This window comes from Pseudomonas sp. xss_4 (assembly GCF_043104125.1).
GTDB classification, from domain to species: domain Bacteria; phylum Pseudomonadota; class Gammaproteobacteria; order Pseudomonadales; family Pseudomonadaceae; genus Aquipseudomonas; species Aquipseudomonas parafulva_B.
In genome coordinates this window covers 150,454-164,695 of record NZ_JBICKJ010000069.1, presented here as the reverse complement: position 1 = coordinate 164,695, position 14,242 = coordinate 150,454, and the positions used below count along the sequence as shown (strand labels likewise).

Below are 14,242 nucleotides of genomic sequence, written 5' to 3'. Positions count from 1 at the left end.
GCTACAACGGCCTGGTCTTGAGCCCTGCTAAATTCCCTCTCGGTTGGCTCGTTCCAGAAGATGTACCAGCGCGGTAGCCGGATCACCGGTGAGCGTCCACATCGACCTTATGGAATCGCGGCCATGACCCAAGCCTCACAGCAGGAAACCATCAAAGATCTGATCGGCGTAGGCTTCGGCCCGTCCAACCTGGCGCTGGCAATCGCCCTGGAAGAGCTGGCCGAAAGCCAAGGGCGTGCCCTGGACGCGCTATTTATCGAAAAGCAGCGAGACTATCGCTGGCACGGTGAAACCCTGGCCACCCAAAGCGAGTTGCAGATTTCCTTCCTCAAGGACCTGGTATCCCTGCGCAACCCCACCAGCCCCTACAGCTTCGTCAATTACCTACACCAGAAACAGCGCCTGGCTGACTTCATCAACCTGGGCACCTTCTACCCGTGCCGACTGGAATACAACGACTACCTGCGCTGGGCTGCCGAACACTTCGCGACCCAGGCGGTATACGGTGAAGAAGTGCTGCGCATCGAACCTGAACTCACCCAGGGCCGCGTCGAGCACCTGCGCCTGGTGTCCCGTGATGCCGAAGGTCGGGAATATAGCCGCAGGGCCCGTTCGGTCGTAGTGGGTAGCGGCGGTACACCTAAGATTCCGGAAACGTTCGCGGCCTTCAAGAACGACCCGCGCGTGTTCCACCATTCCCGCTACCTCAGCAGCCTCAGCCAGCTGCCCTGCAACGCCGGCAAACCGATGCGCATCGCGGTCATCGGCTCAGGCCAGAGCGCAGCCGAGGCGTTCATCGACCTCAACGACAGCTACCCGTCGGTAAAGGTGGACATGATCCTGCGCGCCTCGGCACTCAAGCAGGCCGACGACAGCCCGTTCGTCAACGAGATCTTCGCACCCGACTACACCGACCTGGTCTATAACGAACCGGCCGATCAACGCAGCAAGTTGCTCGATGAATACCACAACACCAATTACTCGGTGGTCGACCTGAACCTGATCGAGCGCATCTACGCCATCCTCTATCGGCAGAAAGTGGCCCATCAGTTCCGCCACAATGTGCTGTGCCGGCGCCAGGTAGACGCCGTGGTGGGCAACGCAGATGGCATCGAGCTGACGCTCAGCGACCTGGCCACCGGCCAACAACAGACCCACCGCTACGATGCCGTCATCCTGGCTACCGGCTACGAGCGCCGTTCGCACCGGGACTTGCTGGCCCCGCTGGCTGGCTACCTCGAGGATTTCAACGTTGATCGCAACTACCGCGTACTGACCAGCCCCGACCTCAAGGCGTCGGTGTACCTGCAAGGCTTCTGCGAGAACAGCCATGGCCTGAGCGACACCCTGTTGTCAGTTCTGCCCTCGCGGGCCGCCGAGATTGGCCGTGCGCTTTATCAAGACCTGCCCTCGTTGCGCACCCTGCCCCTGCCAGAAGCGGTCCTGTCCCGCGCCTGACAGACGCTTTGCCACCGGCCCCCAGCTTCAGGCGCAGGGGCCGGCTCCCCAGCCTGAAACATTTCCTTGCATTTAAATCGACGGAATTTCGATTCTCATTCGTCCTTATCAATACAGCTCTCCAGGGTTGGGCTTAAGCTCGGCCCCTTATTGTGAAGATCGTCTGATGGCCAAAACTCCAAAGAAATCCAAGTCCAGGCTCTGGTTCCTGGTCCACAGCTGGCTCGCGCTGCCGATCTGGTTCTTTGTTCTCATCGTCTGTTTCACCGGCATGCTCGCGGTGGTCAGCCAGGAGATCGTCTGGCTGGCCGACCCTGCGGTGCGCGCCAACAAGCCCGATGCCGACGTGGACCGCCTGAGTTTCCAGCAAGTGCTCGATGCGCTGCACAAGGCTGAGCCCGACATGATCGTGGACATGCTTCGCCAGCCCGACGGCTCTCACTTCGCGGTCGTTGCCAACGTTACCCTGCCCGACGGCACCAGCCCTACGCTGTATGTAAACCCCTACACCGGAGCGATCCAGGGCAAGACGCCCGACTTCGACTTCGAAGCCTTCACCCGTGCCTTGCATGGATGGTGGCTGGTGCCGTTCACCAACGGTTACAGCTGGGGCTGGTACCTTGTTTCCCTGTTGGGCCTGCCCATGCTGGCATCCCTGGTCACGGGGCTTGTGGTGTACAAGAAATTCTGGAGAGGGTTCTTCAAGCCGGTGCGCACCGGTCACGGCTCGCGGATTTTCTGGGGGGACGTGCACCGCCTGGCCGGCGTCTGGTCCATCTGGTTCATTGCCGTCATTTCCATTACCGGTACCTGGTTCTTGATCCAAGCCATTCTGGGCGATAACCACGTCACGATTTCCACACGGCCCATCGTGCCGGTGATTGCACGCGAAGACGTGCCGCAGACCACTGACGGCACCCCCGCACCACGCATCGACCTGGACGAAGCCGTGCGCATTGCCGGGCACGCGGTGCCAGGCCTTGAGGTCAGCTTCGTGATATTGCCCGCCACGGCCTACAGCCACATCAGCCTTTCAGGGCCGGGTTGGTACCCGCTGATGTTCCAGAACGCCTCGGTCAATCCCTACACCCGCCAGGTCGACAGCCAGTTCCGCATCAGCGACCGCACGCCCCTGGAGTTCGTCACCGAATCCATGCGTCCGCTGCACACCGGTGACTTCGGCGGGTTGCCGATCAAGCTGGTATGGTTCTTCTTCGGCCTGGTGTTGACCTTGATGGTGTTCAGCGGCCTGCTCATCTGGACCAAGCGCACCGCCCAGGCCACCGCCGCCGCCCTCAAGCGCAGCGAGCGCGCGCCCCGCGTCGCGCAGCGCGAGCCTACCCTGGAGACCCAACCATGAGCCAGGCACACACCCTCGCGCAACGGCCATTGAAACAGTTCTGGTTGAAGTGGCGCTTTCACCTGAACATTCTGCTGATCCTGATCCCGCTGGGTTTCATGCCCCAGTACTTTGCCGATGCCAAGCTGTTTCGCGGCGAAGCCGGGCTCGGCGCGAACGTCATACGCGATATCAAGGTAGGGCCCTACAGCCTGGACCTGGCTGAAATGCGTGACGAAGCGCCCCAGGCCGATGGCCCGGCCGGCTATTTCAAGGTGTTCAATGCCGCCCTCTGCAAAGGCTGCGCCCAAGAGGTGAAGGCCACCTACCTGCGCATCGGCAAGCCGCGCAGCCTGCGCGCCGCCGGCACCATTTTCTTCGGGGCACCCTACCACATGGGTACCTCCCTTCCGATTGCGCCGCGTACTCGGCCAGATGCCCAGGTGTGGATCACCCTCGAAGGCTGGGACGGCAGCATGCATCAAGCCTCGGTGCCCTTGGCCCAGGCATCGCCAGCCACCGTGGCCTGGCTCAAGAAACAAGGAGGCAACAAATGAAACACCTCATGCGTAGGCTCATGCTCTCTTCACTGCTGTTAACCGCCACGGCTGCCATGGCCCACAACCCCATGTGCGAGTGTGAGGAAGTGCCGGGCAGTCAGATCAAATGCACCGGCGGCTTTTCGGACGGGAGCGGTGCACCCGGGGTCACCCTGGATGTGATCGGCTACGACGAGCAGGTGCTGGTCGGCGGTAAGCTCGGGGATGACTCCACCCTCACCTTCAAGCGCCCGGATGGCGAATTCTACGTGTTGTTCGACGCAGGCCCAGGCCATGTGGTCGAAGTCGACTACGCGGACATTTCGCAACCATGAGCCGGGTCCAGGTGATTCGCCCGGCCGGCGCCGGGCATGAAACGCTATATGTGCTTTTGGTCAGTGCATTGATCGTGGCCCTGGCAGCCAGCGTCGTACTGGTGCGCGGGGAGCGTGTCGACGATCAGCCGATCGCCAGCCATCAGATCGATGCTCGCCGGGACCTGACTCCAGCTGAGCAAGGCCTCTACACCGACCTGCGGGTGGCTTTCGACGAAATACAGTACCTGCGCGAGGAACAGGGCGCCGTCCCCGAGGTGCAGTCGCTGGCGGCCGAGGGGCTGCCGCCTTTCGTCATTGATGCCGGTAGCCAGGGCCGTGGCGATCACCAATGGTCGTTGCTAGCCGACGGCGCCTACCTGGGCCGCAGCCAGGCGCCGGAAATCGCCGGCCACCTGCTGATGATCCTGCCCGAAGGGGGCGCCGAGGCCGACGTCTGGCTCTACCGAGGCAACCCCAGCCCATCGGTCGATGACCTTGCCCCGGCAAGCCTGATCGCCGCAGGCTGGCGCCAGGTCGTCAGCCACTACGACGCCGGTGTCACCCGCGAACACCGTCACTGACTTAAGGAACGCCCCATGCTTCGCTCCGCCCTCGCCCTGCTCCTGGCCTGTGCCCTGCCCGCCTTTGCCCTGGCCGACCCCGGCAAGCCGCTGCGTATCGGCATCACCCTGCACCCTTACTACAGCTATGTGAGCAATATCGTTGGCGACAAGGCCGAGGTAGTGCCGTTGATCCCGGCTGGTTTCAACCCCCATGCCTACGAGCCTCGCGCCGAGGACATCAAGCGCATCGGGACGCTCGATGTGGTCGTGCTCAACGGCGTCGGTCATGACGACTTTGCCGACCGCATGATCGCGGCCAGCGAAAAACCGAACATCGCCACCATCGAATCGAACCAGAACGTGCCTCTGCTCGCGGCAACCGGCATTGCCGCACGCGGCGCTGGCAAGGTCGTCAATCCGCATACCTTCCTGTCCATCAGTACCACCATTGCACAGGTCAACAACATTGCCCGAGAACTGGGCAAGCTGGACCCGGAAAACGCGAAGCTCTACACGCAAAATGCGCGGGCCTATGCCAAGCGTCTGCGCGCCCTGCGTGCCGAGGCCCTGGCCAAGGTGAGTCAAGCACCTGGCGCCACCTTCCGTGTGGCCACGATCCACGCTGCCTACGATTATCTCGTGCGTGATTTTGGCCTTGAAGTGACCGCCGTGGTGGAGCCTGCCCACGGTATCGAGCCCAGCCCCGCTCAGTTGAAGAAAACCATCGACCAACTCAAAGCGCTGGATGTCCGGGTCATTTTTTCGGAGATGGACTTCCCCTCTGCCTATGTGGAAACGATCCAGCGCGAATCCGGCGTGCGCTTGTACCCGTTGACGCATATTTCCTATGGCGAATACACCAAAGACAAGTATGAAATCGAAATGAAGCGCAACCTCGACACGGTGGTGCGCGCCATCGAGGAGAACCGCGCATGACCGCCGCCACCCAGGTGCTGCCGGTTTGTGGGCCGCGCATCGAGTTCGAGGCGATCAACCTCGAACTGGGCCGTACGCGCATTCTCGAGCAGGTCAGTTTCACCGTCGCGGCCGGCTCGGTGCATGCCATCGTCGGGCCCAATGGGGGCGGCAAGAGCTCGCTGATCAAGACACTGCTGGGGCAGATGCCGCATCAGGGTCGATTGGCCATGCATTGGCCCAGCGAGCGGGAGGTGATCGGCTACGTGCCGCAGGCGCTGGAGTTCGACCGCGGCCTGCCCATGACCGTAGACGACTTCATGGCCGCCATGTGCCAGCGCCAGCCCGCCTTTCTAGGGCTGTCCAAGCGGGTCCAGCCGGCCATCGAGGCAGCCCTGACCCACGTCGGCATGCTCGACAAGCGCAAGCGGCGCATGGGCGCGCTGTCAGGCGGTGAGCGTCAGCGGGTGCTGCTGGCGCAAGGGCTGATTCCCGAGCCGCAACTGCTGGTGCTGGACGAACCCATGTCGGCGCTGGACGAAGCGGGTATTCGCGTGTTCGAGCACCTGCTGGCCAGCTGGCGCCGATCCGGCACCACTGTCTTGTGGATCGAACATGATCTTGAAGCCGTGCTGCGCCTGGCTGACCGGGTCACCGGCCTGAGTCGCCGCGTGCTGTTCGATGCTGCGCCTGCCCAGGCGCTCACCCCTGAGCGTCTGCTCGGCCTGTTCTCCGTCCATCCGCGCAGCGAGAGCCTTGCCTGATGAGTTTCGAATCCTTCCGTGAATTGGTTCAACAATGGGCCGTTCAAGGCTACTTGCCCGAGGCGCTGGCCTACGGCTTCGTGGTCAATGCTTTGCTGGCCGGGTTGATGATCGGGCCGGTGCTCGGTGGCCTTGGAACGCTGGTGGTGGTCAAGCGCTTTGCCTTCTTCTCCGAAGCAGTCGGCCACGCGGCGCTGACCGGCGTGGCCATCGGCATTCTGTTGGGCGAACCCTACACCGGCCCTTACGGCAGCCTGTTCGGCTATTGCCTGTTGTTCGGTATCTTGCTGAATTTCCTGCGTAACCGCACCGGCCTGTCACCTGACACGCTGATTGGGGTCTTCCTGTCGGTGTCCCTGGCGCTGGGGGCCAGCCTGCTGCTGATGCTGGCAGGCAAGATCAACGTGCACATTCTGGAAAACGTGCTGTTCGGTTCGGTGTTGACCGTCAGCGGTCAGGACTTGGTCGTGCTGGGAATCGTCGCTGTGCTGGTGCTGGCCTTGGCGCTGCCGCTTTACAACCGCATCATGCTGGCCAGCTTCAATCCGCAATTGGCTGCTGTACGCGGGGTCGCGGTCAAGACCCTCGACTACTTGTTCGTGGTGCTGGTGACCCTGGTCACGGTGGCTGCGGTCAAGGTGATTGGCGCCATCTTGGTGGGTGCGTTGCTGGTCATCCCCGCCGCTGCCGCGCGCCTGGTCAGCCAGTCATTGAAAGGCTTTTTCTTCATCTCGGTGTTTATCGCTACCCTGAGTACCCTGTTCGGCATTCTGCTGCCGATCGTCTTCGACCTGCCTGTACCGTCCGGCGCCGCGATCATACTGGTCGCCGGTCTCTGCTTCGCCCTGGCCGCCCTGGCCCGTGCGCTCGTCCCACGCCTGCAAGGAAACCCGGCATGAACCTCAAACGCCTGTGTCTGGCCCTCGCCCTTATCAGCCTGCCGTCCCTGGCCTCGGCCACCCAAGTGCTGACCACCCTGCCGGTCACCCACAGCCTGGCCAACACATTGCTCGAAGGCACTTCGGTTGAGCTCAAACGCGCTGCGCCGGCGAATTTGCCTGCCAGCCGCCAGCCGTCGTATTTCAGTGGCCGTGGCGAAGCCAGCCTGCACAAGGCGGCCCAGCAGGCTGACGCGGTGATCGGCGTACGCTCGATCTGGCGAGACGATCCGCTTTACCCGGTGGCGCGCCGCAGCAATATTCGCATCGTCGAAATCGACGCCGCTCGCCCGGTCGATGGTGCATTGCCAGGCATCGCCGTGACGGGGGCTGATGCCTACGCCGGCTACCCATGGCTCAGCCCCACCAATCTGGGACGCATGGCCGATGTCGTGGCCAATGATCTGGAGCGGCTGTCGCCCGCGGACAAGGCACGCATTCAGACCAACCTTGCCGGCTTCAAGCAGCAAGTATTGGCACTGGCCGCCGATAGCCAGACGCGCCTGGCCAAGGTGGAAAACCTGACCACCGTCAGCCTGTCGGAGCGACTGGGTTATCTGGCCAGCGGATTGAACCTGGACCTGGTAGATCAGCCGCTGCCCACCGAGTGGGATGCGGCTGCGCTCAAAGCCTTGGCCGATAACCTCAAAAACCAGGATGTGGCCCTGGTCTTGGATCATCGGCAACCAGAGGCTGCGGTGGCGCAGGTAATCAAAGACAGCGGCGCGAAACTGGTTGTCGTGCAGAGCGATAACGAGGACACACTGGCTGGGCTGAAGAGCAGCGTTGATCAGATTGTCGAGGCATTGGGTCAAGGCTGAAGGGGTCTGCGGACAGGCGAAGGTGACTTGGATTTGGGCTTGACCGCTATGCGGGATTCTACGAGCACTTCACAAGTCCAAGCTGTAACGCAGTACCCACGTGGGAGCGGCCTTGTGCCGCGATGGGCTGCGCAGCAGTCCCAGGACTTCAGCTTCGCACCTTATATAGCTGGGGCCGCTATGCGGCCCATCGCGGTACAAGACCGCTCCTACACGGCGCTACAGCTTGCACTTGTCAAGTGATCGCTATTTAGCTATCGAGCGCGCACCGCAGTGAGACACCCACACCCAATCACCGACGCATACACCGCTCATAACGCCCATCCACCCGCTCGGCAAACCAGGCAGTGGTCAGCTTGCGGGTGATCTTCGGGCTTTTCAGCTCGATGCCCGGCAGCACGGCCCGCGGCAATGCACGGCCGGCCTTGGCATCGGCCAGGGCAAACACCTCCCGGTATAGCCGGGTATCTTCAAAATCCAGTTCAGTTCCCTGCTCCAGCTGACTGCGAATCTGCGGGTTACGCAGGCCCAGCTGACGACCCAGCTGACGTGCTGCCCTTTCGGTGGTACCGGGCATGATCGACCCAGGCGCAATCAGGTCACCGTCCAGCGCCAGGTCTGTCCCGGTAACCTGGCTGAGCGCCGCCTGAAACGCCGCATTCCGGCTGGCGTACCAACCGGCGTTGAAGTCGGCGAACCGATAGAGCTGACGCTCGTAGTTGGCGGGATAGCCCAACAAATGCGCAATCCCGAAATACAGGCCACCACGGCGCGTGAACACTTCCTGTCGCACGCTGCCCTCGCGCGTGTAGGGATAGGCTTGCGCATGTTTCTCGGCAAAGTCGATGCTCACCTGCATCGGGCCGCCGGTATGTACCGGGTTGAGCCCCCCCAGCAAGGTACGGCCCAAAGGCACCCGCGCGATCACTTCATCGTACAGTTCGCTCAGCTGCTTCTCGGTGCGCACTGCCTGCAAGCGCTGTGCATAGGTCTTGCCATTGCCTGACGGGGTTTGCAGCGCGCCGTCGACCAGCATCCTGGGCACATGCACACGGGCAGCCCGCCGATTGATTTCCTCCCGAGCGATACGGCCCAGCTGAGGCACCTGGGGATCGGCGTTGAAGGTGGACTCCTGCTCGGTCACAGCCAGTACCGCGCACAGGTTGCGCCTGGAGGGCTCGATACCCTGTGCCTGGAACGCCTTCTGGATATCAGCGGCCCAGCCAGCGCGATCACCGGCATTGGCGGGCAATAGCCGCATCAGTTCGGCGCGCACCTGCGCAGGGTCAGCTTGGGGTACGGACGCTCGGTGACCCGTACACCCTTGCAACATGGTCAAGGCCAGAACGCCTGCGACCAGCATGCGCCCTTTCAGAGGGATGCTCCTGCCAACGTGCGCACAGAGGGATCGATCAGCATGGTCTGTCCTGAGGGTTGAAATGCCCTAGCCTCGCCGACCCTGGGCAAGACGTCAATCAACCCGTCAGCCGCAGCGGTTCCAAGGCGCTGGTCAATGCCGCCAGCACGCCTGGCTCATGGTTATGGATGAAGAAGTGACCGCCAGGAAACATCTGCAGCGAAAAAGAGCCCTGTGTTTCGTGCTGCCAGGCCTGTAGCTGCTCGCGGCTGGCCCGATCCTCTTCGCCACCCAGTACGTGCAACGGGCAGCCAAGCGCGGGCCGCTGACGATACGCATAGGTCCCACACAGCAGGAAGTCGGCCCGCAGTATCGGCAGTGTCAGGCTCATCAATTCGTCATTGGCAAGCACTTGTTCTGGCGTGCCTTGCAGCTCACGCAATTCATCGATCAGCTCGGTGTCGGACTTCGGCTCGCGCCAGCGCTGGCCGTCGTAGTCTTCCCGGCGTGTAGGCGCGGCAGTGCCGCAGGCGAACAGCGCCAGCGGTGGCGGGCAACCAAGCGCCTGCAGCTCATGGGCCAGTTCAAAGGCCAGCAGTGCGCCCAGGCTATGGCCGAGCAAGGCATAGGGCGTACTGGTCGCCAACCGCTGCTCCTGGGCCAGCTGCCGGGCCAGTCCCTGCATGTCGGTGTGCAGCGCCTCGGCCATGCGTGCGCCGCGCCCAGGCAATTCCACTGGACGAACCTGCAACCACGCCGGCAGCGCGCGGCGCCACCGGCTGTACACCATCGCACTGGCCCCCGAATACGGCAGGCACAGAAGATTGATCACCGTCACTGCGCGCCAGCTTCAGCCATTTTCTGACGCAGGCTGAGTGGGCGCATGTCGGTCCACACCTCATCGATGTAGGCCAGGCAGTCCTTTTTCAGCCCTGCCTTGCCCACCGCCCGCCAGCCCTCGGGAATCGCCTTGTACTCCGGCCAGATCGAATACTGTTCTTCGTGATTGACCACGACCTGGAACTGGATGTCTTCACGGTCGAAAACTGAAGTCATGTTGCCTGCCTCCTTGAGTGGGATTACCCCTGCGCACGCGGTGCAGGGGAACTTTCAAGTAGACGTGCAGGGCGTGCAAAAAATTAGGCGACTGGGTGAGGCCGGTTCAGTCAGGTATCGCGCAGCAGATCGTGGGTATCGAGCAGGCGGAAGGCAACCTGCGGATTTCGTTCGAGCCCCTTGCGAATGGCCGCCGGTATGGCCTGGCGCGTCTTGCGGCACAACCCAGGCTGATCGTCCAGTTCGATGACGATCCCGCGCATGGTGCGCACTTCATGGTGGCCCGGTGCGATGTGCAGCCGGATGCCCAGGTTGTCATACAGCCGGCGTTGCAGGCGATAGAGGTCCTCGATGTCCTGAAGGTTCTCCAGGCGTTCGAGCAGGCGCTTTTCTTCCTGCCGGGTGAGCAGCAGGATGCGCCGGGCCGGCTCGCACTCGGTGGCCAGCTGATCGCGACCGCAAATGCAGGCACCGGGCGGGCAAGGTTGGCGCAACGGGACAGGGATGGTCATTGCCCAAGCATAGCCAGAATTGCGGCGCCTGCTCCAGGCCCGTTGGCATCAGGGCGCGACGCCCTCGACGATGATCACCTCGGCGCACGCCGCACCTTGGCGCAGGCCGCAGGCTTGCTGGTAAAGGTCGGAGCGATAGCAGGCCACGGCCTGGTCATAGGAGTCGAATTCGATGACCACGCTGCGTTGCGGCGTAGGCCGCCCTTCCATGGCCTCACTGCGCCCGCCCCTGGCCAGAAAGCGCCCGCCGTAGGCCTGGAAGGCCGCCGGAGCACGCTGTGTGTACTGCTGATAGTGGACCGGGTCGGTCACGTCCACATAGGCAATCCAGTAGGCTTTCATCCGCTTGTCTCCTGCGCTGGGCATTTGTGTATGATGGTATACCATAAACAATTAATCTCAGCACGAGCACCTGACATGCCTTTCAATACCATCGATGAAATTCTCCAGGATTATCGGCAAGGCAAGATGGTCTTGCTGGTGGACGACGAAGATCGGGAGAACGAAGGCGACCTGCTGATCGCCGCCCAATACTGCGACGCGCAAGCCATTAATTTCATGGCCAAGCAAGCCCGTGGCCTGATCTGCCTGACGCTGACGGATGAGCATTGCCAGCGCCTAGGCCTGGAACAGATGGTTCCGGCCAACGGCAGCATGTTCAGCACCGCCTTCACCGTCTCGATCGAGGCTGCGACCGGTGTCACCACGGGCATTTCCGCCGCCGATCGCGCACGCACCGTGGCAGCTGCCATGGCCGCTGACGCTTGCCCGGAGGACCTGGTACAGCCTGGGCATATTTTCCCGTTGCGCGCTCGCGAAGGCGGTGTCCTTACCCGTGCAGGGCACACAGAGGCCGGCTGCGACCTGGCCCGCCTGGCAGGCTTGAGCCCGGCGTCGGTCATTGTCGAGGTGCTCAACGACGACGGCACCATGGCACGTCGGCCTGAACTTGAGGCCTTTGCGGCCCGCCACGGCATCAAGATCGGCACCATTGCCGACCTCATCCATTGGCTGAGCACTGAGCAGACCATCAAGCGTATCGGAGAGCGTGAGCTGCCCACGGTGCATGGCACCTTCCGCCTGGTCACGTATGAAGACCGTATCGACGGCGGCGTGCACATGGCCATGGTCATGGGCCAATTGCGCCGTGAAACGCCTACGCTGGTGAGGGTGCACGTGATCGATCCGCTACGCGACCTGGTCGGCGCCGAGTGGGCGGGCCCGGCCAACTGGACGTTGTGGGCGGCATTGCAGAAAGTGGCTGAGCAAGGAACAGGCGTGGTCGTGATCCTGGCCAACCACGAATCCTCCCAGGCGCTGCTCGAGCGTGTGCCCCACTTGACCCAACCCCAGCGCCCCTACCAGCGCGGGCAGTCGAAGGTGTACTCGGAGGTCGGCACCGGTGCGCAGATTCTTCAAGACCTGGGCGTGGGCAAGCTTCGCCACCTGGGTCCGCCCTTGAAATATGCAGGCTTGGCGGGCTACGAACTGGAAGTGGTGCAAAACATACCCTTCGAGCCAATGACCGGCTGATTGCAGCGCCTGCATGGCCATCAACCAAATGATGGCCGGTAGCCTGCTGCTACTTGCGAAAAGTTTGGAATACCATAATATGACATTCCGTAGACCTTGAATGTGTAACCGCTGCTCCCCGAATACTGTTGGCGGGCGCACCACAAGCCCTGCCTCGAATAACAAAAAGCAACGAGGGCGTAATCATGCTGTTGAGCAAACATGTAACCGCAGTGCTGTCGGCCAGCCTCCTGACACTGGCCTGCCAGGCCACTCAGGCGGCTGAAAGCCTGAACTTCGTAAGCTGGGGCGGAACGACCCAGGATGCTCAGAAGCAAGCGTGGGCAGCCCCGTTCAGCAAGGCCACCGGCATCAAGGTGGTGCAGGACGGCCCGACCGACTACGGCAAGCTCAAGGCGATGGTCGAAAGCGGCAACGTGCAGTGGGACGTGGTCGACGTCGAGGCTGACTTCGCCCTGCGCGCCGCCAGCGAAGGCCTGCTCGAGCCCCTGGACTTTTCCCAGATCCAGCGCGACAAGATCGACCCGCGCTTCGTTTCCGATCATGGCGTGGGTTCGTTCTTCTTCTCCTTCGTGCTCGGCTACAACGAAGGCAAGCTCGGTGCCAGCAAGCCAACCGACTGGACCGCACTGTTCGACACCAAGACCTACCCCGGCAAGCGCGCCCTCTACAAATGGCCAAGCCCAGGCGTACTGGAACTGGCGCTGCTGGCCGATGGCGTGGCGTCCGACAAGCTCTACCCGCTGGACCTGGATCGCGCCTTCAAGAAGCTCGACACCATCAAGCAAGACATCGTCTGGTGGGGCGGCGGCGCGCAGTCGCAACAACTGCTGGCCTCGGGTGAAGCCTCCCTCGGCCAGTTCTGGAATGGCCGCGTCTACGCCCTGCAGCAAGACGGCGCCCCTGTAGGGGTAAGCTGGAAGCAGAACCTGGTCATGGCCGATTTCCTGGTCGTTCCCAAAGGCGCCAAGAACAAGGATGCGGCGATGAAGTTCCTGGCCAACGCCAGCAGCGCCGAAGGCCAAGCCGAATTCGCCAACAAGACGGCCTACGCCCCGGTCAACACCGACAGCGTCGCCAAGCTGGACAAGGACCTGGCCCCGAACCTGCCGACCGCCTATGCGCAGGATCAGGTTACCCTGGACTTTGCCTACTGGGCCAAGAACGGCCAGGCCATCGCGGCCCGCTGGAATGAGTGGCTGGTCAAATGAAAGTCGCGATCAATGCCCTGCATAACGCCCAAGGTGCCCCTTCGGGCACCGGTGCTCCCGGAGCCAGGCCACGGCGCGCCTCCCTGAGCCAGCGCTGGAAGGGCAGCCGTAACCTGCTGCCAGCCTTGCTGTTCCTGGGCCTGTTTTTCTTCGCACCGTTGGTTGGCCTGTTACTGCGCGGCGTGCTCGAGCCTACGCCTGGCCTTGGCAACTATGAACAGCTGTTCGCCAACTCGGCCTATGCCCGGGTGTTGTTCAACACCTTTTCGGTGGCAGGGCTGGTCACGCTGATCAGCGTACTGCTGGGCTTTCCGCTGGCCTGGGCGATCACGCTGGTACCCAAGGGCTGGGGCCGGTGGCTGCTTAACATCGTCCTGCTGTCGATGTGGACCAGCCTGCTGGCGCGCACCTACTCCTGGCTGGTGCTGCTGCAAAGCTCGGGGGTCATCAACAAAATGCTGATGGCCATGGGCATCATCGACAGCCCACTTGAGATGGTGCACAACCTCACAGGCGTGGTGATCGGCATGAGCTACATCATGATCCCGTTCATCGTGCTACCGCTGCAGGCAACCATGCATGCCATCGACCCGATGGTGCTGCAGGCAGGCTCGGTGTGCGGTGCCAGCCCGTGGACCAACTTCTGGAAGGTGTTCTTGCCGCTGTGCCGGTCGGGGCTGTTCTCCGGGGCGTTGATGGTGTTCGTCATGTCGTTGGGGTACTACGTCACCCCGGCGTTGCTGGGCGGGGCGCAGAACATGATGCTGCCTGAATTCATCATCCAGCAGGTGCAGTCGTTCCTCAATTGGGGCCTGGCCAGCGCGGCGGCTGCCTTGTTGGTGGTCATCACCCTGGTGCTGTTCTACCTGTACCTGAAGCTGCAGCCGGAATCCCCGGTTGGCACTGCGAGGTAAACCAC

Annotated in this window: 17 protein-coding genes; 12 read left to right on the top strand and 5 right to left on the bottom strand. The window is 62.5% G+C overall.

Going from position 1 to position 14,242, the window contains the following annotated elements; all coding sequences use genetic code 11:
- The first annotated feature begins 123 nt into the window (after positions 1 to 123).
- From ACF8GB_RS14280 to ACF8GB_RS14240, 9 genes are all read left to right on the top strand, one after another.
- Positions 124 to 1,458, top strand: coding sequence for a lysine N(6)-hydroxylase/L-ornithine N(5)-oxygenase family protein (locus tag ACF8GB_RS14280; protein WP_392527207.1), 1,335 nt, complete (start codon positions 124 to 126; stop codon positions 1,456 to 1,458).
- A 166-nt stretch (positions 1,459 to 1,624) separates the two neighbouring features.
- Complete coding sequence (locus ACF8GB_RS14275; RefSeq protein ID WP_058603898.1) at positions 1,625 to 2,818, top strand: PepSY domain-containing protein; 1,194 nt, start codon at positions 1,625 to 1,627, stop codon at positions 2,816 to 2,818.
- Positions 2,815 to 3,354 (top strand): hypothetical protein, encoded by a 540-nt coding sequence (locus ACF8GB_RS14270; protein ID WP_058637319.1) that lies wholly within the window; start codon positions 2,815 to 2,817, stop codon positions 3,352 to 3,354. Before ACF8GB_RS14275 ends, ACF8GB_RS14270 begins: the two co-directional genes overlap by 4 nt.
- Complete coding sequence (locus ACF8GB_RS14265) at positions 3,351 to 3,671, top strand: hypothetical protein (protein WP_058603896.1); 321 nt, start codon at positions 3,351 to 3,353, stop codon at positions 3,669 to 3,671. The genes ACF8GB_RS14270 and ACF8GB_RS14265 overlap by 4 nt, the downstream gene beginning before the upstream one ends.
- Positions 3,668 to 4,234, top strand: coding sequence for a DUF6162 family protein (locus ACF8GB_RS14260; RefSeq protein WP_392527206.1), 567 nt, complete (start codon positions 3,668 to 3,670; stop codon positions 4,232 to 4,234). Before ACF8GB_RS14265 ends, ACF8GB_RS14260 begins: the two co-directional genes overlap by 4 nt.
- A gap of 15 nt (positions 4,235 to 4,249) precedes the next feature.
- A complete protein-coding gene (locus ACF8GB_RS14255; RefSeq protein WP_058637321.1) occupies positions 4,250 to 5,152 on the top strand; it encodes a metal ABC transporter substrate-binding protein in 903 nt (300 codons plus the stop codon).
- Entirely contained in the window at positions 5,149 to 5,895 is a 747-nt protein-coding gene (locus tag ACF8GB_RS14250; RefSeq protein WP_392527205.1) for a metal ABC transporter ATP-binding protein, read from the top strand. The genes ACF8GB_RS14255 and ACF8GB_RS14250 overlap by 4 nt, the downstream gene beginning before the upstream one ends.
- Positions 5,895 to 6,794: a metal ABC transporter permease gene (locus tag ACF8GB_RS14245; RefSeq protein WP_058637323.1), complete on the top strand. Its 900-nt coding sequence runs from the start codon at positions 5,895 to 5,897 to the stop codon at positions 6,792 to 6,794. Before ACF8GB_RS14250 ends, ACF8GB_RS14245 begins: the two co-directional genes overlap by 1 nt.
- Positions 6,791 to 7,654 (top strand): metal ABC transporter solute-binding protein, Zn/Mn family, encoded by an 864-nt coding sequence (locus ACF8GB_RS14240; RefSeq protein ID WP_197843948.1) that lies wholly within the window; start codon positions 6,791 to 6,793, stop codon positions 7,652 to 7,654. Before ACF8GB_RS14245 ends, ACF8GB_RS14240 begins: the two co-directional genes overlap by 4 nt.
- Positions 7,655 to 7,946: 292 nt before the next feature.
- Here the strand turns inward: ACF8GB_RS14240 and ACF8GB_RS14235 are convergent, their stop codons facing one another.
- The 5 genes from ACF8GB_RS14235 to ACF8GB_RS14215 form a co-directional block, all read right to left on the bottom strand.
- Positions 7,947 to 9,017, bottom strand: a complete 1,071-nt coding sequence (locus ACF8GB_RS14235) for a DUF1615 domain-containing protein (RefSeq protein ID WP_372239217.1) — start codon at positions 9,015 to 9,017, stop codon at positions 7,947 to 7,949.
- A 112-nt stretch (positions 9,018 to 9,129) separates the two neighbouring features.
- Positions 9,130 to 9,849: a thioesterase II family protein gene (locus ACF8GB_RS14230; protein ID WP_392527204.1), complete on the bottom strand. Its 720-nt coding sequence runs from the start codon at positions 9,847 to 9,849 to the stop codon at positions 9,130 to 9,132.
- The gene (locus ACF8GB_RS14225) at positions 9,846 to 10,067 is read right to left on the bottom strand and encodes an MbtH family protein (RefSeq protein ID WP_028686977.1); all 222 of its coding nucleotides are present in this window, start codon (positions 10,065 to 10,067) and stop codon (positions 9,846 to 9,848) included. The genes ACF8GB_RS14230 and ACF8GB_RS14225 overlap by 4 nt, the downstream gene beginning before the upstream one ends.
- A 110-nt stretch (positions 10,068 to 10,177) precedes the next feature.
- Entirely contained in the window at positions 10,178 to 10,579 is a 402-nt protein-coding gene (locus tag ACF8GB_RS14220; RefSeq protein WP_078478754.1) for a hypothetical protein, read from the bottom strand.
- Positions 10,580 to 10,627: 48 nt separating this feature from the next.
- Positions 10,628 to 10,921 carry a DUF1330 domain-containing protein gene (locus ACF8GB_RS14215; RefSeq protein WP_392527203.1) on the bottom strand — a complete coding sequence of 98 codons (294 nt, stop codon included), beginning with the start codon at positions 10,919 to 10,921 and terminating at the stop codon, positions 10,628 to 10,630.
- Between the two features lie 75 nt (positions 10,922 to 10,996).
- Between ACF8GB_RS14215 and ribBA the strand changes: the two genes are divergently transcribed.
- The 3 genes from ribBA to ACF8GB_RS14200 all read left to right on the top strand — a co-directional run bounded on the left by ribBA (position 10,997) and on the right by ACF8GB_RS14200 (position 14,237).
- On the top strand, positions 10,997 to 12,112 hold the full coding sequence (ribBA, locus tag ACF8GB_RS14210) for a bifunctional 3,4-dihydroxy-2-butanone-4-phosphate synthase/GTP cyclohydrolase II (protein ID WP_392527202.1): 1,116 nt from the start codon (positions 10,997 to 10,999) through the stop codon (positions 12,110 to 12,112).
- 185 nt (positions 12,113 to 12,297) lie between these two features.
- Positions 12,298 to 13,323, top strand: a complete 1,026-nt coding sequence (locus ACF8GB_RS14205) for an ABC transporter substrate-binding protein (protein ID WP_392527201.1) — start codon at positions 12,298 to 12,300, stop codon at positions 13,321 to 13,323.
- Positions 13,320 to 14,237 (top strand): ABC transporter permease, encoded by a 918-nt coding sequence (locus ACF8GB_RS14200; protein WP_100851280.1) that lies wholly within the window; start codon positions 13,320 to 13,322, stop codon positions 14,235 to 14,237. The genes ACF8GB_RS14205 and ACF8GB_RS14200 overlap by 4 nt, the downstream gene beginning before the upstream one ends.
- The last annotated feature ends 5 nt before the right edge of the window (positions 14,238 to 14,242 follow it).